At 60.7% G+C, this 26,009-nt stretch carries 21 protein-coding genes; all 21 read right to left on the reverse strand.

Annotation, left to right across the window (positions count from 1 at the left end):
• Positions 1–9: 9 nt before the first annotated feature.
• The 21 genes from tssI to tssA all read right to left on the reverse strand — a co-directional run bounded on the left by tssI (position 10) and on the right by tssA (position 25,834).
• Positions 10–2,457 carry a type VI secretion system tip protein TssI/VgrG gene (gene tssI, locus PseAD21_RS14655; protein WP_102356300.1) on the reverse strand — a complete coding sequence of 816 codons (2,448 nt, stop codon included), beginning with the start codon at positions 2,455–2,457 and terminating at the stop codon, positions 10–12.
• Between the two features lie 28 nt (positions 2,458–2,485).
• On the reverse strand, positions 2,486–3,487 hold the full coding sequence (locus tag PseAD21_RS14660) for a serine/threonine-protein kinase (protein WP_102356301.1): 1,002 nt from the start codon (positions 3,485–3,487) through the stop codon (positions 2,486–2,488).
• On the reverse strand, positions 3,484–4,212 hold the full coding sequence (locus tag PseAD21_RS14665) for a PP2C family serine/threonine-protein phosphatase (RefSeq protein WP_027610389.1): 729 nt from the start codon (positions 4,210–4,212) through the stop codon (positions 3,484–3,486). Before PseAD21_RS14665 ends, PseAD21_RS14660 begins: the two co-directional genes overlap by 4 nt.
• A complete protein-coding gene (tssM, locus tag PseAD21_RS14670) occupies positions 4,212–7,751 on the reverse strand; it encodes a type VI secretion system membrane subunit TssM (RefSeq protein WP_102356302.1) in 3,540 nt (1,179 codons plus the stop codon). The genes PseAD21_RS14665 and tssM overlap by 1 nt, the downstream gene beginning before the upstream one ends.
• 12 nt (positions 7,752–7,763) lie before the next feature.
• Positions 7,764–8,639 (reverse strand): type IVB secretion system protein IcmH/DotU, encoded by an 876-nt coding sequence (gene icmH / locus PseAD21_RS14675; RefSeq protein WP_003229559.1) that lies wholly within the window; start codon positions 8,637–8,639, stop codon positions 7,764–7,766.
• Between the two features lie 5 nt (positions 8,640–8,644).
• Entirely contained in the window at positions 8,645–9,976 is a 1,332-nt protein-coding gene (tssK, locus tag PseAD21_RS14680) for a type VI secretion system baseplate subunit TssK (RefSeq protein WP_007962327.1), read from the reverse strand.
• Between the two features lie 2 nt (positions 9,977–9,978).
• Positions 9,979–10,479: a type VI secretion system lipoprotein TssJ gene (gene tssJ, locus PseAD21_RS14685; RefSeq protein WP_025112683.1), complete on the reverse strand. Its 501-nt coding sequence runs from the start codon at positions 10,477–10,479 to the stop codon at positions 9,979–9,981.
• Between the two features lie 5 nt (positions 10,480–10,484).
• Positions 10,485–11,678 (reverse strand): type VI secretion system-associated FHA domain protein TagH, encoded by a 1,194-nt coding sequence (gene tagH, locus PseAD21_RS14690; RefSeq protein ID WP_102356303.1) that lies wholly within the window; start codon positions 11,676–11,678, stop codon positions 10,485–10,487.
• A gap of 18 nt (positions 11,679–11,696) precedes the next feature.
• Positions 11,697–11,837, reverse strand: coding sequence for a hypothetical protein (locus PseAD21_RS14695; protein WP_003229566.1), 141 nt, complete (start codon positions 11,835–11,837; stop codon positions 11,697–11,699).
• A gap of 333 nt (positions 11,838–12,170) precedes the next feature.
• Positions 12,171–13,691: a sigma-54-dependent Fis family transcriptional regulator gene (locus tag PseAD21_RS14705; RefSeq protein WP_102356305.1), complete on the reverse strand. Its 1,521-nt coding sequence runs from the start codon at positions 13,689–13,691 to the stop codon at positions 12,171–12,173.
• Positions 13,692–13,701: 10 nt separating this feature from the next.
• Entirely contained in the window at positions 13,702–16,359 is a 2,658-nt protein-coding gene (gene tssH, locus PseAD21_RS14710; RefSeq protein WP_102356306.1) for a type VI secretion system ATPase TssH, read from the reverse strand.
• A gap of 11 nt (positions 16,360–16,370) precedes the next feature.
• Complete coding sequence (tssG, locus tag PseAD21_RS14715; RefSeq protein WP_102356307.1) at positions 16,371–17,378, reverse strand: type VI secretion system baseplate subunit TssG; 1,008 nt, start codon at positions 17,376–17,378, stop codon at positions 16,371–16,373.
• Positions 17,342–19,129 carry a type VI secretion system baseplate subunit TssF gene (gene tssF, locus PseAD21_RS14720; protein ID WP_102356308.1) on the reverse strand — a complete coding sequence of 596 codons (1,788 nt, stop codon included), beginning with the start codon at positions 19,127–19,129 and terminating at the stop codon, positions 17,342–17,344. Before tssF ends, tssG begins: the two co-directional genes overlap by 37 nt.
• 69 nt (positions 19,130–19,198) lie before the next feature.
• A complete protein-coding gene (locus tag PseAD21_RS14725) occupies positions 19,199–19,621 on the reverse strand; it encodes a hypothetical protein (protein ID WP_102356309.1) in 423 nt (140 codons plus the stop codon).
• Positions 19,622–19,891: 270 nt separating this feature from the next.
• Positions 19,892–20,278: a hypothetical protein gene (locus tag PseAD21_RS29530; protein WP_146011287.1), complete on the reverse strand. Its 387-nt coding sequence runs from the start codon at positions 20,276–20,278 to the stop codon at positions 19,892–19,894.
• Entirely contained in the window at positions 20,275–21,267 is a 993-nt protein-coding gene (locus PseAD21_RS14735; protein WP_102356311.1) for a DUF6402 family protein, read from the reverse strand. The genes PseAD21_RS29530 and PseAD21_RS14735 overlap by 4 nt, the downstream gene beginning before the upstream one ends.
• Positions 21,268–21,278: 11 nt before the next feature.
• Positions 21,279–21,803 (reverse strand): PAAR domain-containing protein, encoded by a 525-nt coding sequence (locus tag PseAD21_RS14740; protein ID WP_102356312.1) that lies wholly within the window; start codon positions 21,801–21,803, stop codon positions 21,279–21,281.
• Positions 21,804–21,814: 11 nt separating this feature from the next.
• Positions 21,815–22,222, reverse strand: coding sequence for a type VI secretion system baseplate subunit TssE (gene tssE / locus PseAD21_RS14745; protein WP_085708830.1), 408 nt, complete (start codon positions 22,220–22,222; stop codon positions 21,815–21,817).
• A 9-nt stretch (positions 22,223–22,231) separates the two neighbouring features.
• Positions 22,232–23,707, reverse strand: coding sequence for a type VI secretion system contractile sheath large subunit (tssC, locus tag PseAD21_RS14750; RefSeq protein ID WP_102356313.1), 1,476 nt, complete (start codon positions 23,705–23,707; stop codon positions 22,232–22,234).
• Between the two features lie 28 nt (positions 23,708–23,735).
• On the reverse strand, positions 23,736–24,239 hold the full coding sequence (gene tssB / locus PseAD21_RS14755) for a type VI secretion system contractile sheath small subunit (RefSeq protein WP_003229587.1): 504 nt from the start codon (positions 24,237–24,239) through the stop codon (positions 23,736–23,738).
• Positions 24,240–24,271: 32 nt separating this feature from the next.
• On the reverse strand, positions 24,272–25,834 hold the full coding sequence (gene tssA, locus PseAD21_RS14760; RefSeq protein ID WP_102356314.1) for a type VI secretion system protein TssA: 1,563 nt from the start codon (positions 25,832–25,834) through the stop codon (positions 24,272–24,274).
• Positions 25,835–26,009: the final 175 nt, after the last annotated feature.

The following is a 26,009-nucleotide window of genomic DNA, read 5'->3' on the forward strand; positions in this document are numbered from 1 at the left end:
CCTATTTCCTTATGCAATATGCTGTTCTTCAAGGCGTTTAATATCGCTGGAAGAAAGATAATCTTTGTCTGATAATTCACAGGAACGATGGAAGCAACGGGTGGCATACTTAGTTTTCGGGCCATTCTCACCGTCTATCTTTCCATCATAGAACCCAAGATTTTTAAGGCGGGACTGAAGCCCTTTCACGTCCGAGGCCTCCGACTGAGCTTTCAAGTCCAATTCCCATATCCATGGCTGAGATTCTGCGCCAAATGGATAGAAAGTAAGCTTGCCCTTTTTCGCATCAGGCGGAACTGGCTGATCAACAAACCCTTCACTGGAAGTTGTGCCTTTATAGGTCACTCCATCCACTTCCAGCGTATAGGGTTGTCCAGCAATTCCCTTTTTGTCATAGGGACGCTTCATCTGAATACGGAAGCTCTTTTTCTCGGATGCTGGCGGAGGAGGTGGCACCGCATTCCCCAACGCCTGATCCATCAAACTCCCCGCCTTATCCTTATCCGCAGCCCCCGGCAACACCGGCGGTTTAATCCCGATCCCGGTGCCGGAGCCAGCTGAGCCACCCGCATTAATCTTCACCACCGGCCCAACCACCGTCACACCACCGCCATCGAGCTTGATAAAGCTCCCACCCCCAAGAATCGTCAGCTCCGTCCCCGCCTCAATAACAATCTTGTCCCCAGCCTTGAGGTGAATCTCTTTGCCCACGCTGGTCAGTTGCGCCGTGCCCAGCTTCACATGCTGGTTCTGCCCAACCGTGAGGTGATCATCCAGCTTCGCTTCAACCTTGCGGTCGCTGATGGTGGTGCGGTGTTCTTCGGCCTTCAGCTCGGTGTAGGTGTTCTTCACCACGGTGTCGTGACGTTCGTTGCCGACCCGAATCTTCTGGTCGTGCTCAACGTTTTCATCCCAATCACGCTGGGCGTGGATGTAGATTTGCTCCGCGCCTTTTTTGTCTTCAATGCGCAGTTCGTTGTAACCGCCACCACCCGGGGAACTGAGGGTTTTGAAGACGCTGCGGGTTTTGTTTGCCGGCAGGGCGTACGGCACCGGGTTTTCCTTGTGGTACAGGCAGCCGGTGACGAGGGGCTGGTCGGGGTCGCCTTCGAGGAAGGTGACGAGGACTTCCATGCCGATGCGCGGAATGCTGATGGCGCCGTAGCGGTCGCCGGCCCAGGAGCTGGAGACGCGCAGCCAGCAGCTGGTTTTGTCGTCGGCGAGGCCTTCGCGGTCCCAGTGGAATTGCACTTTGATGCGGCCGTATTGGTCGCAGTGGATTTCTTCGCCTTTGGGGCCGGTGACCATGGCGGTCTGGCTGCCGAGTACGCGCGGTTTCGGGTGTTCGAGGGCTGGGCGGTAGAACACGTCCCACGGGGTGGCGAGGAAGGTGTTGCGGTAGCCTTGGTGAAAGTCGTCCTTGTTGTCGGTGGTGTCGCTGGTCACGCCTTCTTCGAGGACTTGCGGCTGTTTGCCTTCGTGGAAGATTTCGGTGAGCAGCCACAGGTCGTTCCACTCGCTGCGCGGGTGGTCGGACATTTCCATGAAGTGGCCGCTGACCAGTTTGGTCTGGTCGCCACGACCTTCGGCCTGGCGGTAGTCGGCGCGGTGGCGTTCGAGGGCGCGCTGGCTGAGGAACTTGCCGCGCGCGCGGTCGATGAAGCGGCCCGGGTAGTCGTAGTCTTCGAGATCCGGTTCGGCGTCTTTGCTATCGAGAGCGCCATCGGGCTTGTACGCCGCTTCCATTTGCAGGCGCGGTTTTTCGAAGTCGTAGTCACGGCGCGTGGTGCGGCTGGTGCGGGTTTCCAGGCGCAGCTTGAAGCCTTTGATCACCGGTTCTTCGGCGACCATGCCACTGCCCTGCACATAAGCGGTTGGCTGGCCGAGTTTCTGGAACACGGTCTGGTCGTCGCCGAACACCAGCAGGTGGCCTTTGTCGCTGTGCTGGAAGTGGTAGTGAATGCCTTCCTCTTCGCACAGGCGCTGGACGAAGTGCAGGTCGGTTTCGTCGTACTGCACGCAGTAATCGCGATCCGGGCACGGCTGACTGAGCTGGAAGCTGTAGGCGTTGCCCTTGATCCCGTGTTCGTCGAGGATCAGCGCGATGATTTTCGGCGCCGACATCTGCTGGTAGATGCGCTGGTTGGTGCGGTGATGCAGGTATTGCAGTTGCGGAACCAGCGAGACTTTGTAGCGGGTCAGGCGCTTGCCGGCATCGCCCTGGGCGACGCGGTAGATCTGGCCGTGGATGCCCGAGCCCTGTGGATCGAACGCGAGAAACGCCTGCTTGTGCAGGAGTTTTTCCAGGTCCAGATCGGGGTTTTCGCTGACCAGTTCGAGGTCGAAGCGAAACGGCTGGCTGATGCCTTCGGTGCCGGTGAACGACAGCACTTGCAGGTCGCCCACGTAGTCTTCGACCTTGAGGCTGAAGTGGGTTTCGTTAGCTGGGTTGAACATAAAGCGCTCCCTGTTCGAATGTCGTCCGTTACGCCCGAAGTCGCAACCGTTGCAGCCAGGACGAAGTGGCGCCCAAGGCGTCACGCAATTGGTCGGCAGTGATGGTGCGCTCTGCCGCATTGAAGCTCAGCGCAGTTTTCAGCGCTGGCCAGCCGTGTTTTGGCAGGTTCGCCGGGGCTTGCAGCTCGCGCTCCAGGTGCTCATCGCGGGCCTGGGTCGAGGGCAAGCGGCGGAACGGGTGTTTGCCGCTCGCCAGTTCATAAATCACGCAGGCCACGCCGTACACGTCCGCGCTGGCCGACATCGGTTGGCCCTCAAGCAGTTCGGGGGCAGCGTAGCCCGGGGTCCAGGCGTTGAAACGCTCGCGGCTCAGGTGCGGCAGGCCGGGCAACACGCCTTCGTCTGCCTGGCCGAGACCGAAGTCGAACAGGCGCAGGCCGTCCTCGCTGAGCATGACGTTGCTTGGCTTCATGTCACCGTGCAGCACGCCGCGACGGTGGGCGTAGGCCAGCGTATCGAGCAGCGGCAGCGCGATGTCGCGCGTTTCTTTCCACGGCAGGCCGAGGGGCCGCTCGCAGAGCAATTTGTCCAGGGTCAGGCCACGCATGTATTCCATGGTGATGAAAGCCCGCTGGCAGTCGGTATCGACTTCAAAGGTGTGTGCACGCACGACGTTGTCGTGGCGCAGGCGTCGGATCAGGGCGAACTCGCTGTAGAGCAAGGCACTGGCGTCCGGCGATTCGGCAAATTCTTCGCTGAGGATTTTCAGCGCAATGTAAGGATCGGGATCACCGAACTGCTCGTGCAGCAGGTCCCGCGCCCGGTAGACGGCACCCATGCCGCCCGCCCCGAGCAGACGCTCGAGGTGGTAGCGGCCGGCGAGTACGTCCGGCAGTGCACCGATGCTGGCCTTGGTTGGCGCCAGCAACGGCTCTGCCTTGTTTGCCTTGGCGAAGGCGAAGTAGGTCAGGTTGTTGGCCTGCTCTTCGCTCATCAGCAAGTCATCGACTGACGATTCGATTTCAGTCATTGGCGGATCACCACGGCAGTCAGGTTGTCCCGGGCGGCGCCACGCAGGGCGCCGTCGAACAGACGTTCCAGCGCCACGTGCGGCGCGCTGAGGCTGAGGGCATTGCCAAGGGCATCGCTGCTCAGGCCCTGATACAAACCATCGCTGCACAACAAGAACGCATCGCCCGGATAGACCTCGAGTTCGAGGACATCCAGGGTCAGTTGTTCAGCCGCGCCGACGGCTCGGGTCAAGGCCTGAGCCGCCGGATGCGCTGCGGCCTGTTCGACGCTCATCTGTTGCTCGTCGATCAGTTGCTGTTGCAGCGAATGGTCCTTGGACAGCTGATACAACCGCTGCCCGCGCCACATATAGCAACGGCTGTCGCCGGCCCAGATGCAGGCCGCGCGATTGCCTTCCACCAGCAGCGCCACGACGGTGCTGCCCATGATGCTGTCGTGACGCCCGGCGGTGACCGTCAACTCTTGCCCCAAACGCCGGTTCAGCCAGTGCAGGCACTGGCGGATGGCTTTGAGGCGTTCGTCGAAGTCCTCGTGTTGCGGCAGTTCAGCCAGGCTGGCGACGATCAACTGGCTGGCGATGTCGCCACCCTGATGACCGCCCATGCCGTCCGCGACCACCCACAGCCCCTGCTGTGGCGAGTCGAGGAAGGCATCTTCGTTGCGCGCCCGCACCTTGCCCGGGTCGGTACGCGCCGCGCTGCGCCAGGGACTGGCCACCAGCATCAGAGCTGCACCGGCATACGGAAAGTGCGCAGCACGCCCATGTCGAACGGGTTCGGCGTGCGCTGGCTGGTCAGCAGGTAGTTGGCGCGCAGGCCACCTACGTCGGCTTTCAGCACCAACACGTCGCGACCGGTCAGGTACTCGGTCTGCATCAGGTCGAACAGACGGAACAGCGACCATGGGCCGGAGTTCTTCTCGATGCCGATCGGACGACCCGCCATCTTGTCCATGACCAGACTGGTACGACCATCTTCAGCATCGGTCGGCCACTTGAACGTCATTGGCAGAATCGGACCGTGGCGGTATTCCATGGTCTTGTCGCCGAACTTGAACTCGGAACGGCTGACGGCCGGGTCGAGGGTGTACGGCTCCAGCTTGAACTGCACGGTCGGCTCGGCCGGGTTGATCGAGAAGAAGCTCTGACGAATCGTCAGGGCTGCCGCCATCTGGTCGAGATACATCTTCGACACCGGCAGGCTGTGACCGTCGACACTGCGCATCCGGTAGTTGCCCGGATCACCGCTGACGAACGGACGCATGTAGCTGTCGAAGAAGCGGTCGACGGTGCCTTGAGCCCGGAAGAACTCGCGGAAGTCGCTGATCGCCACGTCGCTGGTGCTGCTGGCGCTGAACGGATAACGCTTGCTGATGGTCTTGCCATACACGCTGTACAGCTCGTTCTGATAACGGCCGTTCAGGTATTGGTAGGCATCGTTGAGCACCAGGCGCCACGAGTCTTCGGCCAGTACGTTGAACCACACGCTCAGTGGACGCGGCAGGCGACCCGAGGCAGCACGCAGATTGGTCAGCGCATCACGCTGGCCGCTCATGCGGGTTTTCGCCAGTTCGAACGCAGCTTGTTCCGGCGTACTGGAACGGGCCAGACCGGACAGTTGCAGTTGCAGGTCGTTGAGCGCGCTGAGGGCTGGGGTCAGATCAGCGGCCGGGCCGTTGTTGTCATCGAGCAAACGGTGTAGCGGCTCGAAACGGCGTTGCAGCGATTTCTTCGCGGTGTCCGGCAGGTTCTTCGCCACGTTCATCGCCGAAGCCTTGTCCGCGACAGCCGAGGCCAGTTTGCCGACCTTGCCCAGTTTGCCCTTCTGCCCTGCCAGCGCATCAGCGGCATCACCGGCTTCATCCACCGGATCGGCAGCGGCCGGGAAGCGCGTGTTCTCGCGCACTTCGGTGAGCAATGCCAGCACCGGCGAGTTGGCCGAGGTCAGGCCCGCCAGTTGCTCGGCGCCTTCACCGGCGTCGCTGATCGGCGGCAAGGCCACCTGGCCAACGGCCTCGCTCCAGTAGTTGGCGTAGTCACGGAAGTACAGCTGCTCCAACTCGACCATCAGGCGACGCAAGTCCATGTCGCTGATGCCCGCACCTTCGCCCAGCACCCAGTTGTCACGCAGGATGTCGGTGACCAGCGCCGAACCCTGCACCGAGAAGTACTGCTGATAACCGGTTTGCGTGTAGAAACCCGGGATCACGTATTCGGTGCCGATGAACAGCGAGCCTTGCGGGCCGAGGTGTTGGCTGAAACGGTATTCCGGCAGGTTGCGCGCTTGCTCGCGGAGCATGCGGTAGACCACGGTGGCCAGCGATTCGGAACGCAGAACCTGACGCGCCTGAGTCACCAGCTGATCGTTCAGCGGGTAGATGAACGGCTGCTTCAGCAGGCGCTCGAGGTGGGTGTTCAGACCGTTCTGCACCGCGGTGTTGCCGGTGTAGCGCTGCGACCAGTCAGTGGCGACCCAGTCCTTGAGCCACGCCGCATCGCGACGGTCCTTCATGTTCAGCATCAGGTACGCACGCAGGCTGTTGAGCAGCTTTTCGCGGTCCTTCATGTTGGCGCGGATCTGCCCTTCGAGCAGGGTCGCGACCCGTGGCAGCAGTTGCGCTTCGAGCTCGTGCTCGTAGGCTTGCCTGACCACCGGATTGACGTCTTCGCCCTGATACAGACCGCCGCGTTCGTGGTACGAGACGTCGCCTTTTTTCGGGAACACCTGAGTCGCGGCGTAGCTGGTGTCGAGGGTTTTCAGCACGCCCATCGCGTCATCACGCGGGGTCAGCGCCGAACGCTGCTGAGTCCAGTTCTGCGCCAGTGTGCGCAGGTTTTCCAGACGCTCGTAGTTGGCCGAGAAACCACCGGCCCAGAGCATGCCGAACAGGGCCAGTGCCGCCAGTGCGCCAACGTACAACGCACGCTGGCCCCAATGGATGCGGCTGCGCTCGCGCTTGTCGAGGCCGGCCAGATCCGATTCCGGGAAAATCACCCGGCTGAACAGATGATGGATGAAGCGCGAACGGCCACTGCGCAGAGTTGGCAGCACGCCGGCGCTCATGCCCAGGCTGGCGCCGATGCCGGCGGTGGTCGCGTCCATTTCCTGAGTCAGGTGCGGGGCGCTGGTCAGGTAGAAACCACGCAGCAACGTCGCACGCTGGTAACGGTTGCCAGTGAACGCCATGTCGACGAACAGGCACAGACGCTCGCCGATCTGCCCCAGTTGATGCGGGAAGTCGAGGATGCGGCCACGGCGCTGGGTATCGCGCTCGGAGTGCATGCGCATGATCACCTGATTGTTCAGGCGACGCAGCAGCTCTTCGAACTCGCTGCGCAGTACAGCGACGTCGGTGCCGAGCTGGTCCTTGCGGAAGCTGGTACCCAGCACCTGATCGCTTTCTTCGCGGGTCAGTTGATCGAAGAACTCGTCGAAACCGAGCAGCTTGTCAGCCTTGCTCAGCACCAGATACACCGGTACGTCGACGTGCAGTTTCTGATAGACGTCTTGCAGGCGACCGCGTACCTGGCGCGCCAGGGTGTCGATGTCCTGCTCGCTGCCACCGATCAGGGACTCCACCGGAATGGTCACCAGCACGCCGTTCAACGGACGCCCGCGACGACGCTTGCGCAACAGCTCGAGCAAGGTGGTCCAGGCACTGCCGTCGACTTCCGCGTCCGGTTGCGTGGTGTAGCGCCCAGCGGTGTCGATCAGCACACCGTGGTCGGCGAAGTACCAGTCGCAATGACGGGTGCCGAGGGTGTCGCGGGTCAGCTTGCGGTCGATCTTGTTGATCGGGAACTCGAGCCCGGAGAAGTCCAGCAAGCTGGTCTTGCCAGAGGTCTGCGGACCGATCAGCAGGTACCATGGCAAGTCGTTGCGCCAGCGTTCGCTGCGGCCACGATACAGGCTCGAGGTCTTCAGGGTTTTCAGCGCGTCCTTGAAGCGCGCCTTCAACTCTTTCTGCTCTTCTTCGATCAACTCGTCACGACGGATGCGATCCTGGCCGTCTTCGGTTTCTTCGACGGCTTTCTTGCGGACGCCCGCACGCCAGCTGACGAAGACCATGGTCAGGCCCCAGATCAGGAACAGCACGCTGATGGTCAGCAGACGCGAGGTCGCGCTTTCCCAGAACTTGTAGTCATCCACCGCCAACAACGGGCCAACGAACCACACCAGCAGCGCCACGAACAGCACCAGCAGCAGGGTCCAGACCCAGGTCTGGCGCAGGAAGGCGCCGACTTTCTTGAAAAACTTTTTCATCACACGTCCCTGTTACGGCTGCGACTGCGGTTGGACCGCGGCCGGATCAAGCGGCTGATATGGTTGCAGAACGGTGTCGCGCTGCTCGCCCAGGACCCAGGCGAAACCCGAATACATCACCACCAGGCAGACCAAAGTGAACAGCACCACCATCCACGCCGGCACGATGCGCACCAGGTTGCGGCGCTGATCGTTGAGGCCTTCCCAGTGCGGCGACAATTCGCGCGGCACGTCGCCACGCAACTGACGGATCTGCCGGTACAAGGCGTCGCGGATGCCTTCGAGCTCGAGCATGCCACGCGCTTGCACGCGGTACTTGCCCTCGAAACCGAGGGACAGGCACAGATACATCAGCTCGAGCATCGGCAGGTGCTTGACCGGGTTCTTCGACAGGCGATCGAGCAGTTGGAAGAACTTCTCACCACCGAAGGTTTCGTTGTGGAAGCTGCTGAGCAGGCTCATCTGCGACCACTCGCTTTCGTTGCCCCACGGCGTGGTCACGACGGCTTCGTCGACCACGGTGCAGAGCACGTAACGGGCAGCCATCACCTGGCTGCTTTCGGCGCCGTTGTGCAAGGCGCGCACTTCAAACAGCTTGAGCCCGGCGGTCAGGCGCTCGTTGAGCGCGTAGAGGTCTTCGCGGGTTTCGCTGTGCTTGAGACGCACCACTTCCGAAAGCAGTTCGGACGACGCCGCCACCAGCGAATTGAGGCTGATGTTGAAGGCCTCCGCCGGGCGCAGGCGCGCGGCGTAGATCATCCGTTCTTCCAGTTGCTCGAAGCGCGGCGGCGCGGCGAAGTCGGTCAGCGGACTCGCTGCCGGTCCGTGGCCCTGACGATCGAGCAGGACGGTTTTGTCGTCCTGGTTGTAATCCGTTTCCTTGATCATGGCGGTCAGTTCCTGATGGCCCAGAATTTCAGTTCAAGCTCGGCGAATTCGCCGGACACGTGGAACGCGAAGCCGCCGGAGCGCTCGAGTTGCGCCAGGTCTTCGGAACTGAGTTCGAGGATGAAGTAGGTTTTGTTCGAGTGGAATGCGATCTGCCGCGGGGCCACGGGCAAGGGTTTGACCTTGATCCCCGGCAAGTGCAGGTTGACCAGTTGGCGGATGCGCTCCACCGGGCCGACCTTGAGGTGCGCCGGCAAGCGGTGGCGCAGTTCTTCGGAGTCGCAGTTGGCACTCGCCGCCAGCACGAACGATGCCGAGCCGAGCAGTTTGTGGTCGTGCAACGGCGACACGATGATGCCGTACTGACGCGCCTGCAGGATCAGTTCGATGGCGTGCTGTTCCAGCACCATCGACAACACCTGACGAATCGCTTCCATCAGTTTGCGGAAGCTCGCGCCCTGGTCGGCGTGGGAGTAGCGGCTGTCCAGGCGCGGGCGCTTGCTGTCGCTGGAAAAAGTCGCCAGATCGCCGAGCATGGTCAGCAGCGTGCGGTACAACTCTTCCGGGTGCACCTGCTCCAGACCGAGGTAGTGGCGCAGCAGCAGTTCGGTGCGGTTGATCAGTTGCAGCATCATGAAGTCGCCAACCTCCGCACCACCGACCTTGCCGTTGGAGCGAATCCGCTCGGCAATCGTGTCACCCCGGTGGTTGAGCATGCTGATGACTTCTTTGAGGCACGACAGCAGATAGCTGGACGCGTGGGCCTGAATGTAGGTCGGCACGAAATCCGGGTCGAGGCTGATCACGCCGTCCGGCGTGGTGTCGAGCACATCGCAGATCTTCAGCTTCACGTAGGCCTGATCACTCTGCTGCTCGCCGAGCAACAGTTTGAAGTCCGGGCGGCCGCAGCTGACCTGGCTGGCGGAATCGTCGCCGGCGTTGGAGTCGGCCACTTCGGCGTCATACGCGGTGTAACGCGCCAGCACGTCGGACTGCTCCGGACGGCGCGCTTCGATGTGGTTACCGGTGACCAACGGCAGCGCCAGGTAAATCGGCGTGTTGCCGGTATTCGGTGGTACGTCCAGCGCCAGCGGCTCGGTGTTACCACCGAGTTCGAACAGGCTGCCGTCCGGCAGAATCCCCGAGGCGGCACTGATCACCAGTTTGCCCATGTTGAGGAACTGCAGGTCGATCTCCAGATTGAGGAAACCCCAGGTGTAGCCACCCAGCAACTGGGTGCGGGTTTTCATCTGGTGATCGTAATAGCGATCGTTGTGCTGGAAGTGCTGCGGACGCAGCAACATGCCTTCCTGCCAAATGACTTTATGGGTATTCATGTTCAGTCATCCGCCTTGGCGAGCGCTTCATGGGTGTTGCGGATACCGGCCTGATCCAGGGTCAGATCGGCATCGGTCAGCTCCAGCGGAGTGACCTGCACGGTGTAGCGCCACTTGGTTTCCGGCAGATCACGGTACGCGGCGAGAACGCCGACGTAGCGGCTGCCCTCCTCCACGCTGAGCTTCATCTCCACTGTTTCACCCGGGCGCAGTTCGAGTTCTTCGCTGGCCACCAGATCCGGGTTGAGGGATTCCTTGGCGCGCTCGTAGAGGCTGAAAAAATCAGCGTTCTCGAAGGTCACCGGGTGCTTGAGTTCGAACAGGCGTACCACGATCGGCGAAGGACGGCCGTTGAGGTCCGGGTTGAGCTGATCGCTGCCGGTCAGCTTCAGGTTGATCTTGGTCACTTTCGAGTACGGCGACAGCGACGAGCAACCGGCGAGCAGCACCAGCACGGTGAGCGCAGTCAGCGTCTTGAAAAAAGCGGTCGAGCGGCGAGACATGCGCATCATCCTTGGTGGTCGGTGTGGAGGGTGGAGATCAGGCGGATCTGTTCTTCATAGGCCTGGGCGAAATCGCGGGCCAGCAGACGCTCGCTCCAGTCATCGTCCTGACGCAGTGCCTGGTGGTAACGGCCGAACGCTCTCCAGCGCCCGCCCGACGTGGCGATCAACGGCTTGTTGTCGCGCTCGAAACGCAGGGTCAGTTGTTCCGGCGAGAAGTGCTCCAGAGTGCCGCGCACGGCGGCGCGGCTGGCGGTGAGCAAGGCCACCTGATGCGCCTGCAGATCGCGGAACGCACGGGAGATCGCCTGATCGGCCGGCAGGTGCCCGGGCTTGTGCGGCTGCAACAGAATCTCCAGCGCTTCGCTCGGATCGACGGCGAATTTCAGCGGGTTCTTGTTGGTACCTTGCACGGTGGTCTGGGCCAGACGCAGCTCGTTTTTCAGCTCCGAACGGGTGCGCAGGCTCTGCTGCAAACCGCCGATGCTCTGCCGCAGTAGACGCGCAGCGTTCAGCGCCAACGCTTCGCGCTCGTCGTGGCTGAGGCCTTTGAGATCCACGCCCAGCGCCGCACCGAAATACTCCCAGAACCCTTCGCTCTGACGCTCGACGGCTTTCGGGGCCGGAGCTGGCTCGGGTTCAACCGGTGCGATCAGCTCCGGCACCATCAGGCTTTCCATGTCGATGCGCGCATAGTCGGCACGCTGACGGGAATCCTCGGGCTTGGCGGTCGGGGCCAACAGCTCGTCGATTTCCGAATAGACGCGCTCTTGCTGTTCGATCGCATTCAACGGATCAAGATCGAGAAACGCGTCGTCCGGAATGATGCTGCCGGCGGCACGCGGACGGCCGACTTCACCATCGAAGGTCGCCGGGTCACGCACAAGTCGCGCGCGAATTTCGAAGTCGCCGAGCACGTAGGTGCTGCCGTGCTCGATGCGCACCGGTTCGCCCTTGTGCAGGCGTGCGCCGCTGTCGCCGTCCTGAACCCCGTTGCTGCTGGTGTCGGTCAGGAAAAACGTGCCTTCGCGGTAGCTGACAATCGCGTGGTGATTGGACAGATGCCGCTTGCGGTCAGGAATGATCCAGTCGCAGTCCTCGCCCCGCCCGATCACGCCACCAGCCTGTTTGAAGGTCTTCTGGCACAACTCGGTGGGCACGAACTGCTTGGTGTTCAGCATTTCGAAAACCAATTCCATGTTTGATGCTCCTTGCGGTCACTTGCCGCGATTGACCGCTTGCGGATCACCCAACGGGCGATAGTCGTTGTCGTTGAATTTGTAATTGCCGCTGCAGCCGCCAAGGCCGCATAGAACGACGAGGGTCAGCAGGACGGCGTGCCAGTGACGAACAGACATCAGAGGGTCTCCAGGGGTAGACAAAGCACAAAGCGCCGACCCTTTCGGGCGGCGCTGAAATTAATTCTTTTGGTGGTCTCGAAGGCTCTACATCGGGGCCTTCGAGCCAACACAAGGGGTACACCGATCCCCTGTGGCGAGGGGACTTGTCCCCGATGGGGTGCGAAGCGCCCCCAAAACAAGCTATCCGGATTTCCCAGACAAACCGTGGTGGTCGGATTACGACTGCTGCGCAGCCGATCGGGGACAAGTTCCCTCACCACAGGGAGCTCAACAACCACAGGTAATTGGCTGGCCACAGAGGAGGCGCCTGCTCCAGAAAACATCCCTAGATCAACCATCGAAATCACCCAGGTTGATGTTCAGACGACCGAGGCGGTACAGCAGGGTGCGGCGCGGCAAGCCCAGTTCGCGGGCGGCGAGGGTCTGGTTACCGTCATTTTTGCGCAGGCAATCGAGCAACAGCGTGCGCTCGACCTTTTCCAGGCGTTCGCGCAGATTCAGGCCGCTGTGGTCTTCGGGCATCGGCTCCATGCGCAGGGAAAAATGTTCTGCCAGCAACTCGCCGCCTTCGCACAACAGCACCGCGCGCTCGACCAGCGCCTTGAGTTCCCGCACGTTGCCGGGGAAGGTGTAACCGGACAGATGTTCAAGCGCCGCGTCGGACCAGCGCACCGGATCACGTTGCAGGTACGCGCAGGCCTTTTCGGCAAAGTGCCGGGCCAGGTCGAGGATGTCGCCTTCGCGCTGACGCAGGGCCGGCAACTCGATCGGGAATTGCGCCAGACGGTAGTACAAGTCCTCGCGGAACTTGCCTTCGCTGACCAGCACCGCCAGGTCGCGGTGCGTCGCGGCGATGATGCGCACGTCGATCTTGTGGGTGTCGTTGGAGCCCAGCGGACGGATCTCGCCTTCCTGCAGCACACGCAGAATCTTCGCCTGCAACGACAGCGGCATGTCGCCGATTTCATCCAGCAACAACGTGCCGCCATTGGCCGCATCGAACAGCCCGGCGCGGTCGCGATCAGCGCCGGTAAAGGCGCCTTTGCGGTAGCCGAACAGCTCGCTTTCCAGCAGGTTTTCCGGGAACGCCGCGCAGTTCTGCACAATGAAGGCCTGGGAGCGACGCGGGCCACAATCGTGAATCGCCCGTGCCACGACTTCCTTGCCGGTACCGGTCTCGCCACGCAGCAACACGGTGTAGGGGCTGTGCAGGACTTTGCTGATCAACGAGTGGGTCTGGCGCATCGCCGCGCTTTTACCGATCAGGCCATAACCGTTGAGACTCGGCACGCTGCGACTCACCGGCGCCTCGACCCCGACGGGCTGACGCAGGCGTTGCAGCAGGTGCAACTGGCCGAGCACGAACGAGCCGAGCTGGCCGAGGGAATCGGCGAAACCCTGCAAGTCGACGTGACGGCGACTGGCACACAGCAGCAGGCCTTCGACCGCCTTCTGCTGATTGACCAGCGGCACGCACAGCAACGATTGCCAGGCGCCGGCGGTGGCCGGCAGGAAACTGGTTTCGTGCAGGCTGGCACCCAGATCGTCCAGGCACACCACGCGGTTCTGGCACAGGGCAAACTGCAGCAGTTGCTCACCGTTGTAGTCCGCCGGCAGGCTGGTCGTGGCGCGCGGTTGCAGCGCGCCATCGAGACACTCGGCGTTCATCCCCAGGCAGGTGTGGGTCGCATCGAGCAGGTACAACTGCGTCAATTCGCAACCGCTCAACTCGGCCAGACCACGCACGAAGTCACCCAGCAGCGCAGCACCGTCCGCCGCGCGCGACAGGCTGGCGAACTGCGCCAGCAAGGCTTCGGCATAGACCAGTGGCTGCGGCACTTGAGTGAACATCACACCCACCTCAGGCGAACTCGCACGTCACGCTGGCGTTGCCGTCGAGCGTGGCATGCACACGCTTGAGGCTTTCACCGGTGGCCATCGCGTCGAGCAAGCGGTCGGCCACCAACGGCAGCACGTGCTGATCGAGCAGGTGGTCGATCAGACGCGCGCCGCTTTCGCTTTGCGTGCAACGCTCGGACAGGTGATCGACGAGGTTCTGGCACCAGCTGAAATCCAGCTGACGACGGTTCAGGCGCTCGCCCAGACGACCGAGTTTGATTTCGATCAGCTCGCGCAGCACCGGACCGCCCACCGGGTAGTACGGCACCACTTTCATCCGCGCCAGCAGCGCCGGTTTGAAGTGTTTGCTCAGCACCGGGCGAATGGTCTCTTCGAGCAGTTCGGCGGTCGGGCGTGCGCCGTCTTCGCAGAGGTCGCTGATCTTGTCGCTGCCGAGGTTCGAGGTCATCAGGATCAAGGTGTTGCGGAAGTCGATCTCGCGACCTTCGCCGTCGTTGGCCACGCCCTTGTCGAAGATTTGATAGAACAGGTTGAGCACATCCGGATCAGCCTTTTCGACTTCATCGAGCAACACCACCGAGTACGGCTTCTGGCGCACCGCTTCGGTGAGCATGCCGCCCTCGCCGTAACCGACGTAGCCCGGTGGCGCACCGATCAGACGCGATACGGTGTGCTTCTCCTGGAACTCGGACATGTTGATGGTGGTGATGAAGCGGTCACCGCCGTACAGCAGGTCAGCGAGGGCCAGCGCGGTTTCGGTCTTGCCGACGCCGCTCGGGCCGACCAGCAGGAACACGCCGACCGGTGCGTCAGGCTTGTTCAGGCCGGCGGCAGTGGCGCGCATCGAACGATCCAGTGCGTGCACGGCTTGTTCCTGACCACGGATGCGCGTGCGCAGGTCAGTGGCGAAACTCGCAACCTTGGCGTTGTGCTCACGGGCCAGTTGCGCCAATGGCACGCCGGTCCAGGCACTGATCACTTCGGCGACCAGACGCGGGCAGACTTCGAAGCTGACCAGACGCTCTTTGACTTGGGCGGCGGTCAGGGCGCTGTGAGTTTCGTTGAGCTGGGCTTCCAGCGCTTCGACGCTCTGGCCTTCCTCGACCTCGGCAACGAGGGTTTCGATCACGGTGCCTTCGGCGTCTTCTTCAACGCTGAGGGTCGGCTCGACGGCAGCGGCTTCACGGGCCTTGGCCAGTTGCTGGCGCAGTTCCAGCAGGCGCTCGGCCAGTTGCTTCTGTTCAGTCCACAGGCTTTCCAGCGCGACCATTTCGCTTTCGGCTTCGTCCAGCCGCGCTTCCAGTGCGTCCAGCGCTTCGTGGTCGATCAGCAGACCGGCCTCGGCATCGCGACGCAGCGCCTGACGCTGACGGCCACCTTCGGCCAGCTCGCCGCGCAGGCGCTCAAGGCTTTCCGGGGCAGCAGCGAGGCTGATACGCACCCGGGCACACGCGGTGTCGAGGACGTCGACAGCTTTGTCCGGCAGTTGGCGACCGGCCAGATAGCGGGCGGACAATTCGGCCGCCGAGACCACCGCATCATCACGCAGATAGATGCCGTGGCTCTTCTCGTAGACCTGCGCCAGACCACGGAGGATGGTCACCGCTTCGCTGACAGTCGGTTCGTGCAATTGCACCGGCTGGAAACGACGGGCCAGGGCCGGGTCTTTCTCGAAGTATTTCTTGTACTCGGCCCAGGTGGTGGCGGCGATGGTGCGCAGTTCGCCACGGGCCAGGGCCGGTTTCAGCAGGTTGGCCGCATCGGAACCGCCGGCATTGCCGCCAGCGCCGATCAGGGTGTGGGCTTCGTCGATGAACAGAATGATCGGTTTCGGCGAGGCTTTGACTTCGTCGATGACGCCTTTGAGACGACGCTCGAACTCACCTTTGACGCTGGCGCCGGCCTGCAGCAGGCCCATGTCCAGCGACAGCAGCTCGACGCCTTTGAGCACCTGCGGCACTTCACCGGCAGCGATACGCGAGGCCAGGCCTTCGACGATGGCGGTTTTACCGACGCCGGCCTCACCGACCACGATCGGGTTGTTCTTGCGACGACGGGCGAGGATGTCGACCATCTGGCGGATCGCGCCATCGCGGCACAGCACCGGGTCGAGTTTGCCGTCGCGGGCCTGCTGGGTCAGGTTGTGGGTGAAGCGCTGCAGCAGCGATTCGCCTTGAGCGGCCGGCTTACCGTTGGCGGCTGGTTGCTCCTGTTGCGACAGGGCGAATTCTTTCAGGCGATCGATATTCAACTTGGCGAGCAGCGGCTGATAACGGCTGCCGGCATAACGCATCGGGTTGCGCAGCAGCGCGAGGATCAGCGCAGCGTCTTCGACCTGGGTCTGACCGAGTTCGAGGTTGGCCACCAGCAGCGCGTCTTGCAGCCATTGCACCAGTTCCGGGGCAAACACCGGGTTGCGCGAGGCACTGTGTTCAACGCGAGATTGCAGCGCGGCGCTCAGTTCGCCGGCGTCGACGTCTGCATCCTGCAGCGCGCGCGACAGCAAGCCGTTCGGACGCTCCAGCAGACCCAGCAGCAGGTCTTCGACGAGGATCTTGCTGCCGCCACGGGCCACGCAACGTTCGGCCGAACGTTCCAGGTCACGACGGGTTTCGGCGTCCAGCGCCTGGATGAGTTGTTGCAGGTCTACGTTGATCATGGCTCACGTCCTTAATGAATTTTGCTGCCCAGGGTCACCACGCCGTCTGCTTTCTCGCAGCCCAGCCAACTGGTCCACCCCAGGCGACAGTCGTTCTTTTCACCAATGCGCAGTTCGCGGATTTCTTCCGGGCGCAGCACCAGGCGAATGTCGTAATCGAGCGGGTCACGCAGGGTGAACCGCACCAGCGCGCACAGCGGCTGGTAGCCGAACCCGATCGGCAGGAATTCGTGGAATCGCTCCCAGTCGAGTTCGGTGATGTGAATGCGGAATTTGCCGCTGCGGTCGCGCACGTGCTCGCCCAGCACCAGGTCTTCACCTAGCAGGCTGTTGGCGCGACCGAGACGGTTGCGCTGCTCGTCGAGGATCTCCACGCGACGCTCGATGCACTGCTCGATGACCAGGTCTTCGTGCTTGAAGTAGTAACGCAGCACCGCCTCGATCAGCGCCGCCGAGTGCGCCCGCAAGCTGAGCAGACCGAGATACGGCAGCAGGCGTTTCCAGTTCAACTCCTTGGCCTTGCGGATCTCTTCGCCGCCCAGACCGATCAACGCGAACAGCTGCGCCGAGAACGGATCGAGCGCACCGCTCTGGAAGCTGGCGCGGTAGCGGTACTTGCGCCAGATCGGCAGCATCAGCCGTTGCAGGCGATGGTGGAACAGGTCGAGGAAGTTGCGCGTCGGGTTGCCGTCTTCGCTGTCGCCCAGCGCCTGTTCGCCATAGAACGCCGGCAGCGGCGAACCCGAACCGACCAGGCCGATCAGGTTGAAACGTATGCGCGCGCGCATCTGCCCGTGCTCTTCGAAAAACTCCACACGGTCGACGTCGCTGCGCGGAAAGCCCAGGCTCGGGTTGGCCTGGAACTCCACTTGGTCGTACAGATCGTCTTCGCTCAGGTACGGGTGTGCCTCGCGCAGCCGGTCGATCACCAGCAGCACGGCCTGAAACAGCGAGTACTCGCGTATTACCTTTGTCAGCCCGCTTAAAGCAGGGGCTGCAGGCCCATACGTGGTGTCCATTGGTACACCTCTCCCTGTGTGCTTTTTACCCGCAGCTCGTGGTACGAATTGAGACTGGCGTAAAGCGCGAAAAACTCGTTAAGAACCGAGGCGAAAACGAACAGGTCGCCCTCGCCGATATACCCTTCCGGGTCGATGGTCAGTTCGGTGCGCAGACCACGCACTGGCAACCCGCGGTGCAGCCGGTCGACGTGGTGGTGCTTGATGTGTTTGAGGCCGCCGAGCAGGCGTTTGCTGACCTTCTCCGCGTGCTGGTCGTAGTAGCGCGGCAGGTCGTAGGTTTCGAGAATCACCTTCAACGCGTTGACGTCGGCCAGCGACAGATAGTTGAGCGACATGTTGCTGATCAGCTTCCACAGGAAGTCACGGTTCAGCGGTGGCGCGAAGCTCGAGGTGGCCGGGGTGATGTTGCGGAAACTGAGGAACTCCGGCGTCTCCTCGCAGGCCATGCAGATGTCGCCGAGCTTGAGCTTGCGCGGCAGGTTCTGGTTGGTGCAGATCAGCTCGATCGACAGGGTTTCGTGGGCTTCGGTGTGGCGGATGCCGAAGCTCAGATAGGTGTCGAGGCCGTCGTGCAGCAAAGAAGAACGCTGGCGGATGCTGTAATGCGGACGGCTGTTGGGCACGTCGAAACTCGGGTCGTGCTCGAAGGATTCAAACGGCACGTACTCCTGATAACCGAGGCCGCCGGGCTTCCAGCCGGTGACGGTTTCCACCGAGAACACGCCGCAGTTTTCCAGATCGAATTCCGCTGGCAGCAGCAGGTATTCATCCTGTTTGCCATCGAGGCGGATCGGCAGTGCGTCGTGCGCGAACAGGTTGGCAATCGGCGTGCAGAACAGCTTCACATTATCCAGGGTCGGACGCATGCGCATGATGCCGCTCTTGCGAATGTCAAAGCGCAATTCCAGGCCGCGCATCTGCTTGAGCGTGTCTTCCGGCAGCGCGTTGAGGATGTCCAGACCGTTGACGTCGACGAACAGGAACTTGTCCTGGAAGGCGAAATATTCCTGCAGGTAGCGATAGCCACGGAAGGTGTTCAGCGGATACGGGATCAACGCTTCTTCTTCGGCAAAGCCCACCGGTTTGACCCGGTCACCCGGAATCTTGAACGCCATCGGCTTGCCGCTGACACCATCGATCGGCTTGCCGGCACCGTCGAGCGGGATCAGCTCGATGCCTTCGAGGTTACGCAGCAGGCTCAGGTAGAGCATCTGGCTGATGTAGCGCTCACCGGCAAAGTGCAGGCGCAGTTTGCTCAGCTCCAGCTCACCGAGGTGGCCGTCAGCGCTCATTTCCAGACGCAGGCTGAGCAGCGAGCCATCGCCCTTCACCGAGTAGTTCAGCGCGGCCAGATCCAGCGGCAACACTTCGGTCGGATAGCAGGTGCGGAAACGGCAGCGCACGTCTTCGATCGGCTTGCTTTCAATCGGCGTATCACGCTCGACCACCAGCGCCGGGCCCGAACGCTTCAGCGGATCGAACTGCAAAATGCTGAACGCCGGCAGCGGGCGCATGTAGTTCGGCCACAGCAGTTGCATCAGCGAGTGGCTGAGCTCCGGCAGCTCGTCATCGAGCTTCTGGCGCAGCCGCCCGGTGAGGAACGCAAAACCTTCCAGCAACCGCTCCACATCCGGATCCCGCCCGGCCTGCCCCAGGAACGGCGCCAACGCCGGACTACGCTCGGCGAAACGGCGGCCCAGTTGGCGCAGTGCGGTGAGTTCGCTTTGGTAGTAGTGGTTAAAGGACACGGGGTACCTGCCTGGTAGTGGAACTCATGGAAATACCAACCTGATGATTACGCTCGATACCCGACCTGCTCATTGGATGGCACTCTCAGGCTGGCTCGGCTGGATGCGCCCGACCTTGTTTCGCGATGCCCAACGCAACTCGGTAACTTGAGAAGCGAGGATTGCCAGCAACGTGACGCAACCTTGAGCCACACCATAAAACAAGGCTCTCAGTGGGTTGTCGGGTAGCATCCAAAGCAGGATGAAGCCCACCATAAGACTCAGGATCACCAGCTTGGCGACAAGATTCGGGATCAGCGCAGCTATCAAATTGACACCAAGAAAAATGTAAAACAGCGCGTAGCTGGCCATACCGATGGCAACTCCACGGGCGGTGAACCCGCCGTTCAGATGCTTGTAGGCATGTACGACTGCATTATTCAAAAACACGTAGGCCACACATCCCACGGCATGGAAAAACAAGCAAATGGCAAGACGGGTGTAGTTGCTCATGCTGGTCTCAGATTTCCGTACCACGATCCAAAGCCATGAATAGCTACAACAGCGGCCAAAACCGAAAGCGTTAGGACACGGTGAAGGCGTGAGTGTCGAGCCGCGCGATGCGAAGCTGTCAGTAGCAATACCAAACTCAATATCGCCAGACAGCCAAACAGGTCACTGTCAGCAACGCCGGCCAGATACCCCTGTAAACTCATTGCATCCATGCTTACCGTTCTCCTACTTTCTCAGTTGACGAGGCCAACTTATTTTTGAGATCAGGCATTAACGACACTCTGAAACTATCCAACTTTCCCAGCCTTCAGAGCCTGGATAAACAATCATCTCTCCGCGAAACTCAGGGGCAATACCGGGACTGCCCTCGTCCCGCCAGAGATACCATTCTGATGTTTTTAGCAGATCATCATTTTTTGTATAAACACGATAAAAATACGGACTGCTGAAATACTTGAAAACACGCCCGACCACTACGCCCAAAAAATTGTAATTGGGCACATAGGTTGCGATATAGCAACTACCAGATTCATTCCAGTCGACGTACAGAGGCTTCGCGGCCTTCGAGCTAAGCACCTTCAAGCTCAAAAGAATCAAAACCGGCACAAGCGCGCACAGTGAAAGAATCAAGACCCAATTTTTAGGTGAAGCTTTCATGGCATCGCCTTTGGCTTGATCGATCGTTGCGAAAATTCGGCAAAGTCTGCAGCGGTGAAACGATGATGAATTGATACGGGGATTTTCTTGACCGTAGAGTACACAAACAAATCACCACCCTTTCCAAAACTATTGCGGTAACTGTTGTAGCTATCGTTGGTCACCTTGAAATAAAGCTGCCCCTCGACTTCGTATGTTTTTGGCGAAGTTAAATATGCATAAACGCTAGGCCTGACAACACCGTCGTGATTCCAGTATCCGAGCAACTGGTCGTCACCATCTTCATTCAAAAACTCATAGGTATCACGTACATAACACCCAATCTCTTCAATCGTTAATGTAGCAGGCATTTTTTTCGTCTTGGGAGTTGTACTGAATTTCGTGACTGCAAACTTAACCACGAATCCACCCAAAGTACCGTACACGTCATCAAGTGGATTATTTTTCTTTTCCGAAGTGGTAATCCCGATCGATCGAAAATTATATTGGGTAGCAGTCTCCAGCATTCTTGCGCTCAAGGCACTGTAGTCATGAGCGCCCCTTACGAGATCCTGGCCAGTTTCATCAAGAACTCCGAGTGTTCTCATGCAAGTCATAAATTGCAAAAGTCCCGGTGCTAACTGCGTTAGTCCTCGCTGACGACCGATAAACTCATTGTATTGACTGGGGCTTGTGGCCTTCGCAAGAAGCTCCTTGATGGTTTCACCTGTGTGGGGCGAGGAGGAGGTGAGCCATTCAAAATCCAAATCATCAAACAGCTTTTCTGCGGTGATCTTGTCAACAGCGAGACGCCCCCGCTTCTCGCTTGGGGACATCTCAAAAGGCGCACCGTCGAACCATCGCTGCATGAGTCGAGCACTTTCCTTCCAGCCCATTTTCCTCATCACACCCGGAATATCTGTGATCTGGAAGCTATCGACAGCCGCCTCCGCTGGCTTCTTGTCAGAGGAAGGGGTGAGTTGAGCTGTGACAGGAGTGGGTGCCGGCATGTGATAGTCCCTCAAGCAATCACGAGCGAAGACTGTTCTTCGACGATAAGCGTGACACTTTCAGCAAGGTGAGAAGCGATAGGCTTTGTTCGGCCTTGCGCATCAGTAACGCCCTTGACCTCCTTACCGGAGGCTGTACGCAATGTGTATGACCGGTCAGCAACCGGTGCTCCGTTTCTAGGATTACGAACCACAAAGTGCTGGCTGAACGGCCACTGAATCTCCACCGGCAACGGCGGCACAAATGGCGCCGGCGTATGCGAGTTGCCGATAATCACCGTTCCGGAACCCGCCGTAACCTTGTTGCCATGCGTACCTTCAGAATCAACAGTGACAGCAGACTTACCGTTGATTTTCACCGTCGTGGCCAAGCCGCCGACCATCGCACCACCACACGCAGAGGCATCGCCTTCACGGGCGGCCGCGAGGCCGTCGAAGAACACGTCGCCGGAACCGGCGGCGATCGGGTTGGTACCGTGGCCGGGAAGCGGGCAAGCGGTGGGGTCGGATACGCGTGCTGCAGGTTTGCCAGACATCGGGGTTCTCCTTAGGTGACCTTCACTTGACCGCTGCCATCCAGGCGCGCGGCGAAACTGACCTGACGCTTGAAACCCTCGACTTCCAGCAGGCCTTCGATGCTGAAGGCCAGGCGGAGCTGGTCGTGGTCACGCGGCAGGGAAATGACACGCACGTTGCTCAGGCGCGGTTCGTAGGCTTCGATGAAGCTTTCGATGGCCAGGCGGGCCTGACTCAGGGAGTCGTGCAGGCTCAGGCGCATGTCATTGAGATCGGGCAACCCGTAGTCGGACAGCGTTTGCACGCTGCCCGCCCGGGTGCTGAGCATTTTGGCCAGATGAGCAGCCACCGACGCCATGGCCGAAGCCTCGAGGCTCCTGCCCTTGCGTAGTTCCGCATCGCCATTGAGGCGCTCGAAAAGGCTGCCGTATCCGTCCATGAGTTGCTCTTACTCTTTGTCCAGCTTGCCAACCAGCGACAGGGTGAAATCGGCACCCATGTACTTGAAGTGCGGGCGCACGTTCAAGCTCACGCGGTACCAGCCCGGCTCGCCTTCAACGTCGCTGACGATCACTTGCGCAGCGCGCAGCGGACGACGGCCACGTACTTCGGCGCTCGGGTTTTCCTGGTCGGCCACGTACTGGCGGATCCACTTGTTGAGTTCCAGCTCGAGGTCGGTACGTTCTTTCCACGAACCGAGTTGCTCGCGCTGCAGCACTTTCAGGTAGTGAGCCAGGCGGTTGACGATCATCATGTACGGCAGTTGGGTGCCGAGCTTGTAGTTCAGCTCTGCAGCCTTGCCTTCTGCGCTGATGCCGAAGAACTTCGGCTTCTGCACCGAGCTTGCGGAGAAGAACGCCGCGTTGTCGGAGCCTTTACGCATGGTCAGGGAGATGAAGCCTTCCTCGGCCAGTTCGTATTCACGACGGTCGCTGACCAGAACCTCAGTAGGGATCTTGGTTTCGATTTCGCCCATGCTTTCGAAGTGGTGCAAAGGCAGGTCTTCAACAGCGCCACCGCTCTGTGGGCCGATGATGTTCGGGCACCAGCGGAATTTGGCGAAGCTGTCGGTCAGCTTGGTGCCGAACGCGTAAGCGGTGTTGCCCCACAGGTAGTGCTCGTGGCTGTTGGCAACGGTTTCCTTGTACACGAACGACTTGACCGGGTTTTCTTCCGGATCGTACGGGTTACGCAGCAGGAAACGCGGCACGGTCAGACCAACGTAGCGGGAGTCTTCCGAAGTACGGAAGCTCTGCCATTTGGCGAATTGCGGGCCTTCGAAGTGGTCTTTCAGATCTTTCAGATCCGGCAGGCCGGTGAAGCTTTCCAGGCCGAAGAATTTCGGGCCGGCCGCGGCGATGAACGGTGCGTGGGACATGCACGAAACGCTGGCCACGTACTGCATCAGTTTCACGTCTGGCGAGCTTGGCGACATGTAGTAGTTAGCAATGATCGCGCCCACCGGCTGACCACCGAACTGGCCGTATTCAGCAGTGTAGATGTGCTTGTACAGGCCCGACTGCATGACTTCCGGCGAATCTTCGAAATCGTCCAGCAGGTCTTCTTTGGAGACGTTGAGGATTTCGATCTTGATGTTTTCGCGGAAGTTGGTGCGGTCGACCAGCAACTGCAGGCCACGCCACGACGATTCCAGAGCCTGGAAGTCCGGGTGGTGCAGGATTTCGTCCATCTGACGGCTGAGCTTGGCATCGATCTCGGCGATCATGCGGTCAACCATGGCCTTCTTGACCGGCTCACCGTTGTTCTGCGGCTTGAGCAGTTCTTCGATGAACGCCGACACGCCACGCTTGGCGATGTCGTAGGCTTCGTCGTCCGGGGTCAGACGGGTTTCGGCGATGATGCTGTCGAGAATGCTGTACTCGCCGTTGTCGGCGCTCTTCTCTTGTGCTGCGCTAGTGCTCATTGTGTTGGCTTCCTTGGCTACTGGAGTCTCAGGCGTCCGGGGCTGCGGCGTTCAGGCCCAGCTCACCGAGTACGCGACCGCGGGATTCGTCGTCGGCGAGCACGCCTTCGATCGCTTTACGGAACGCAGGTGCGTTACCCAGAGGGCCTTTGAGGGCCACCAGCGCATCGCGCAGTTCCATTAGTTTTTTCAGCTCAGGCACTTGCTCGACCAGGCTGGCCGGGTTGAAGTCCTTCATCGAATTGACGCGCAGTTGCACAGCCAGCTCGTCGGCCTCGCCATCTTCCTGCAGACGGTTCGGCACGCTCAGCGTCAGACCCAGCTCTTGCTTGGCCAACACTTCGTCGAAGGTCATCTTGTCGATGCTGATCGGCTTGCGATCTTCGATTTTGCGATCGTCCTTGCGGTGGGTGTAGTCACCGATTGCCAGCAGCTTCAGCGGCAGTTCAATCTCTTCCTGAGCACCGCCGGTGGCGGGTTTGAAGGTGACGTTGATGCGTTCCTTGGGGGCTACCGAGCCTTCTTTGGCCATGGCTTTTCTCCTTGCGGTTGTGGCCCTGGGGCCTATTCGAGTACCACTTCGAGATCGAGGTGGCACAGCCTGCGATAAATCTCTTCCTTGCGTTCACGTACGGCATGGTTCTGCGGCAACAACTCGCAGCAGCTATGCAGTAGATGCAGCACTTCCAATGCAAGATCGGGCTCCCAGGCGTGCAGGCCTGAGTCCTGTAATGTCTGATCGAGGGTTTCCAGCTGGTTCTTGGCCAGTTCGTATTTCTTGGCCATGAAGCACAGGCGCGCGAGCGCAAACTGCCAGAAGAACCGTTCGCGGCCGCCGTGAGCGGATTGCAAACCCTGCTTGAGGGTCTGCACGGCCGGTTTCAGTCCTTCCTTGCGCAGCAGCGGCAGGACTTCTTCGAGGGCCTTTTCCCAGGCCGGCTGGGTCTCGACGTTTTCGCTTTCGACCTTGCGCGGCGCACTGGCGCTTTGCAGGTGCGGCATGACGTTGGCGGCGATCCACGCCCGGGTGGACGGATCGGCAAACGGCGCACCGTCATGGAAACGCAACTCGACAATGCCAGGCAGGCGCTGAATCAAAAGCGCGAAGTGGATTTCCACTTCGCGCATTGCCAACTCGGCGTTGAGGTTCTGGAGACACTCCCAGACCATCCTCTGGCCATCGAACCAGAACGGCGCCTTCGCCAGGCTCGCCTCCAGTTCCACCAGCAGGTCGGCGTACTTGCCCTGATCGAAACGGTCCTGGTAGAGCTTGAGCTTTTCCAGCGGCAGGCCGCGCAGCACGGTGATCTGCTCGGCGTTGCGCTCGGGCACCGCGTCGATGGTCATCCACAGCAGCGTGCGGTTCAGGCGCAGGGCGCGCAGGTCGGTGGCTTTCTGCTTGAGCCACCAGGCGCACAGCGGGCGGGCACTTTCCTGTTGGGCGCGCAAGGCTTTGTGCGCATCTCGTTCGTTATCGATCGGTGCGCCGGGCGTGAGCAACTGGCTTGCGGCCTGTTTGACCTGTGCCACCGCCGCACCCACCACGCCGGGGGCCGGCTGGTTGTCGGCCGCACGCTGGATCATGGTTTTCAGGCGACGGGAGAGCGGCAGCAGCAGCGGCGCGTCATCGCCCAGGTGCTCGGTGCACGCGGCATCGAGGCCGGCCAGGTGCTCGGACAACTGCCGGAACATCGGCAGCTGTTCCTTGATCGCAATGTTTTCGGTGAGCACCTGCTCCAGGCGCGGCACCAGCCAGCCGATGGCGGCGGCGCGGGTGCGGGGCTTGAGCGGGTGAACGTCGGCCCAGTTGTTTTCCGACAAATGGTGCAGCAAGCCGAGGCCGGCCAGCAGCCCGGGGAAGGATTCGCGCTGGTACAGCGACCAGGTCAGCCAGGCGCCGACGCGCAAATCCTTGGATTGGGTACGCAGCAGGTTTTCGCTGTTTTCACGGATTTTCAGCCAGTCGATCTGCCCGCTTTCGTGCATCGACGAGGCTTTGGCCAGCTCGCTTTCCAGTGCCTCGAATTCGCTCGAAAAACGAACGTCTTCGCCCGCGAAATTCTCTTTGGAAACAGAGACTTTTGCGAGTTCGAGGTAATGGGCGGAAAGTTTGCTTGAGTAGGACATCCATGGCCTTTATTAAGGATTACAGTCAGGCGCCTATTGGAGTAACCGCGGCGCGGGACAGTATCGAAGAGCAGTAAAGCGACTCATCCAATTGAGATGTGCTCTTTCAAGTGGGCGCATCGTAATCACTATGATGGCCACTAGCAAGCATCTGGTTAAACAACAAGACGAAGTG

Origin of the sequence: Pseudomonas sp. AD21 (assembly GCF_002878485.1) — a bacterium.
Lineage (GTDB): Bacteria > Pseudomonadota > Gammaproteobacteria > Pseudomonadales > Pseudomonadaceae > Aquipseudomonas.